Origin of the sequence: Ectothiorhodospira shaposhnikovii, from assembly GCF_016584105.1 — a bacterium.
GTDB classification, from domain to species: domain Bacteria; phylum Pseudomonadota; class Gammaproteobacteria; order Ectothiorhodospirales; family Ectothiorhodospiraceae; genus Ectothiorhodospira; species Ectothiorhodospira shaposhnikovii.
The window spans coordinates 1-209 of the sequence record NZ_NRSM01000154.1; the positions used below are offsets into that span (position 1 = coordinate 1).

General features: G+C 57.4%; 1 protein-coding gene. It reads right to left on the reverse strand.

The window, feature by feature from the left end:
* Positions 1–140 (reverse strand): AAA family ATPase (locus CKO35_RS17800; RefSeq protein ID WP_200177428.1); only part of this gene is annotated, 140 nt, incomplete at its 3' end.
* Between the last annotated feature and the right edge of the window lie 69 nt (positions 141–209).

Genomic DNA, 209 nt, shown 5'->3' on the forward strand with positions numbered 1-209 from the left:
CGGGGACGGGAGAGGAAATAATAGCTGCCTTCATCGATCAGTTGATGAAGGTAGGCGGTTTTATCCACATAGTAGAATCCGCCGGTGCGGATTTTGCCGAAAGCCTGTACGCCGATGGGGAGGTTGAGCTGGGTAGCCATGGAAGGAACTCGGCTCCTGGAGGTTCACTGTCGGGGCAGAATACCACGAAGCCGGGGCTGGCCTTGCGG